We start from the raw sequence: 3,226 nt of genomic DNA, 5'->3' as shown, positions 1-3,226 counted from the left end.
TTTTATATCAGGAAAATGGAATTCCTCTTGTTTTAGCTGTAGCAACAAGGGATAAAAATGATAGCTATCTCTTTTTTATTCCCATTAAATCTGTTAAATAAATTTTAGGAGAACGGAACAATCATTTATAGCCAGGCTTCCAGCATTAGGTTATAGCTTTGCTATTGCGTTGCTCTACTTCGAAAATAACTTTAAAACTTGCTCCCTCACCCAGTATTGAGTTTACCTGAACTTTTAAGTTAAGGTAATTCGCTATGCTTTTTACAATGGCAAGTCCTAAGCCATAGCCCGCATTTTCGGCATGACCTGTTTTTTTAAAACGATCAAATACATGTGGTATATCTTCTGCTTTAATGCCTTGGCCACTATCGCTAACCTGAATGGAATAATAACCTTTTTCAAGAAGATCAGAAATCTGTATACGCCCATTTTCTTTGTTAAACTTAATGGCGTTGTTAATTAGGTTATAAAAGAGCTGAAACAAAAGATCATGATTGATGTTGCTTAAACGTTTGTTATGGCTAAGGTCGATGTCGATCTGAATGTTTTTTTCTTCGAGCCTATGGCTTATTTCTTCCACTATTTCATTAAAGAGTGTTTGCGGTTCTATCTCATCCTGTTTGGAGAATTGCTCATTTTCTATTCTCGAAATGAGTAGGAGCGAACGCGATATTTTCTTTAACCGCTCCAGTGTTTTCATCATATCAACAATGTGTTCCTGTACCGCTTCGGATGCCGATTCTTCAGTAAGCAGGTTTTCCATCTTGTTTTGTAATATAGTAATGGGCGTCATAAACTCATGCGAGGCATTGGCCGTAAATTCCCGCTCCTTTTCAAAAGCCTCGTTGATCTGGTCCATTAATGAAATGAGCGAATGATCGAGGTATTTAAAGTCTTGCGTGCTGGTGTTAATATGGCCATGTTTCTTTTTAAATGGAAACCGGCTATTGGTTAGCCTTAATTTGATAATCTGACCAAGTGGTTTAATTAACTGCCGGGTAAAAATCAAATCTATAATAATACTTAGGGCAATAAGAATGATAAGCACATATAAAGCGAAGCGTTGGAGCGCATCGTTATAAAGGTTGATGCTGGCGGTGGTTTTACCGATTTCTAAGAGGTAATTTTTTTGGTTTTTTTGAAAAGTAAAACTCAATACCCGATACGCGATGGTATCTTGTTCTACAATACGTTTGGTATCACGTATGGTATCTAATTTCAGTTTTTGTGCTACTGTTTCGAGTGCAATGTATTCATCTTTCAGCATGGTGTAGCTCCCATAACTGTTATCCCCTTCGAAGTAATAATCTATTCCCTTTTTATTGATATTTTGGAGTACTTTTTTCTGTTGGTTTCTAAGCGAAAAGTTGGTGTAGTTAGAAGCAATCTGCCCGATCAGAAAAGGAAGCAACAGGATAAACAGACCTACAATGGCAAGTTTAGATCCGGTAATAAATAAAGTAAGTTTAGTAGATAGTTTCAAATTACTTTTTAATTCTATAACCAACGCCTCTAACAGTTTCCAGCCATTCGGTAGGGGCGTAACCATTTAATTTCTTCCTGATATTTTTAATGTGTGCATCAATGTAGTTCGAGTCGTAATCATCATCAACAAAGTTGCCCCAAATATGTTCGCTTAATTGCATCCGGGTAAGCACCCTGTTTTTATGCAGTAAAAGGTAGCTTAAAAGATCAAATTCTTTGCGCGAAAGTTCAATCTGCTCTTCCTCAAAAAATACAAAGCGTTTTTGCAGATCGATGCTAAAGTTTCCGAGTGGAATTAACTCTTCGGTCACTTTAAATTTTCGCCTGGCAATGGCCTGCATCCGCGATTGAAGTTCGGGAAGAAAGAAAGGCTTCGCTAAATAATCGTCTGCGCCCATGTCTAAGCCCGCAACCCGGTCTTCTAATTTTCCTCTGGCTGTAAGAATAATATAGGCCGCATCTGGATTGCTTTTCTTCGCCTTGCTGAGCAGTTCAAAACCATCGCCATCTGGCAAACCTAAATCAATCAGTACATAATCATATTGGTTTAGCGCTAGCTTATTAGAACCCTGTTTAAAGCTATGGGCCAGATCGCACAAGAAGAAAGCCTTTTTAAGAAACTTTTCCATTTCAAAGGCAAGCGTTTTTTCATCTTCAATGATCAGTACCTTCATGCGGATTAAAATTGGTAGTAAACTGCTAAACCAAAGAAAGACTGCTGGTGTTTTACATTTTCTTCTTTTCTGTTTCCAAGTATGGAGAATTGATAACTGGCTTCGGCAAGGAAATTTCCATTACTCCAGTTTAAAGGTAGCTTAAAATTGTAAGACAATAGTTTAAACTGATTAACTGTGTTTTCAACTACCTCGGTGGTGTTCCCGTTAACGATTCCGGGAGCGGTATCACTTTTTCCCTTTCCATTCCCATTAGCGTTCTGCCTTTTGCTTTTTTCGATGATATAGGTTTCGTAAAAGTGGGTGGTGCCTGCTGTAATCTCTATAGCCGGCGTAATTGAAATGAGGTTCTTTTCGTTGAACACCGTTCCCAGGTCGATTTCTTTTGAATTTCCAAAACTGATAAATCCATCGGTTTGCTTTCCAAAAGCCAAATCGAGACTAAGATCTGTTTTAAACCAAGGCCATTGGTAGGCGGCCGACGCATTGATGTTATTGTTATTGGATGCCTGAAGCAAAGGAGAATTAGCAGGGAAAAAAGAATGGGTATAGGCTAGTCCGGCGGTAAATTTTTCATTAAAATCATAATCGTAACCTATGCCTAAATCTGTTTCCGAAATGGTTGAGCCATAGTTTAAGAGCTTATAACCACCGCCCGAAAAATATAAACCGCTTGGAAACCGTAAGGTAGCATTAAAGAGTACATACGGATATTTTTCAGGGGTAACCTGCCCGTAATAATTAATATTACTGTTGTACATGGCCGCAAGTGTAAGCGTAGCTTTGGTCGAATCTTGCTGTGCCTTTACATTTGATATCGCCAAAAATGAGAAGAAAATTAAGAGACGGATGCGCATATATTTATGGCCTTTTAATCTTAGGTTTAATAATCTTGATGGGTTTTACCTTTACATTGGGCTTTACCGCCATGGGTTTTAGCTGTTTTTTGGCTTTTGGTACTTCTTTGATCTGAAGTGGCTCAGGCTTTTGATTTTCGGGCTGTTTGTCTTTTTTTGCCTTATCCTGTTTTTTAATCAGTTCTTCCTGCTGATTTGAAACAGTTAAAG

Annotated in this window: 4 protein-coding genes; all 4 read right to left on the bottom strand. The window is 38.1% G+C overall.

All coding sequences use genetic code 11. From position 1 onward, the window contains the following. Positions 1 to 145: 145 nt before the first annotated feature. A complete protein-coding gene (locus tag AC1DPQ_RS22455; RefSeq protein ID WP_477580435.1) occupies positions 146 to 1,549 on the bottom strand; it encodes a sensor histidine kinase in 1,404 nt (467 codons plus the stop codon). Further along, complete coding sequence (locus AC1DPQ_RS22450; protein WP_477580433.1) at positions 1,485 to 2,159, bottom strand: response regulator transcription factor; 675 nt, start codon at positions 2,157 to 2,159, stop codon at positions 1,485 to 1,487. The genes AC1DPQ_RS22455 and AC1DPQ_RS22450 overlap by 65 nt, the downstream gene beginning before the upstream one ends. A 5-nt stretch (positions 2,160 to 2,164) precedes the next feature. Further along, entirely contained in the window at positions 2,165 to 3,016 is an 852-nt protein-coding gene (locus tag AC1DPQ_RS22445; protein ID WP_477580431.1) for a hypothetical protein, read from the bottom strand. A 4-nt stretch (positions 3,017 to 3,020) separates the two neighbouring features. Beyond that, positions 3,021 to 3,226 (bottom strand): hypothetical protein (locus tag AC1DPQ_RS22440; RefSeq protein ID WP_477610927.1); only part of this gene is annotated, 206 nt, incomplete at its 5' end.

Source organism: Pedobacter sp. 01T416_2 (assembly GCF_056398925.1).
Note: the sequence above shows the minus strand (reverse complement) of the source record. Positions and strands in the feature narration are given on the sequence as shown.

Bases quoted from the DNA above. Each gene is read 5' to 3' on its own strand.
- AC1DPQ_RS22455 (WP_477580435.1), bottom strand. From the start codon at position 1,549: ATGGTTACGCCCCTACCGAATGGCTGGAAACTGTTAGAGGCGTTGGTT.
- AC1DPQ_RS22450 (WP_477580433.1), bottom strand. From the start codon at position 2,159: ATGAAGGTACTGATCATTGAAGATGAAAAAACGCTTGCCTTTGAAATG.
- AC1DPQ_RS22445 (WP_477580431.1), bottom strand. From the start codon at position 3,016: ATGCGCATCCGTCTCTTAATTTTCTTCTCATTTTTGGCGATATCAAAT.